At 47.1% G+C, this 210-nt stretch carries 1 pseudogene; it reads left to right on the forward strand.

The features are described from left to right. A pseudogene (locus EII26_RS13025) lies at nucleotides 1-197 on the forward strand (IS5/IS1182 family transposase); the annotation flags it as partial. Between the last annotated feature and the right edge of the window lie 13 nt (nucleotides 198-210).

Below are 210 nucleotides of genomic sequence, written 5' to 3' on the forward strand. Positions count from 1 at the left end.
TAATCCCGCCGAAGAAGAACCGTAAGGAGGCTCGAGAGTACAAGAAGCATCTTTATGAGTTTCGGCATTTGGTGGAGAATGCGTTTTTGCATTTGAAACGATGGCGGGGTATTGCTACACGGTATGCGAAAAATGCCGCATCCTTTGTTGCCGCGGTGCAAATTCGCTGCATTGCTCTTTGGGCTAATATCTTGTGACGACACTATCTAG

The sequence above is a fragment of the Fretibacterium sp. OH1220_COT-178 genome (assembly GCF_003860125.1).
Taxonomy (GTDB): Bacteria; Synergistota; Synergistia; order Synergistales; family Aminobacteriaceae; genus CAJPSE01.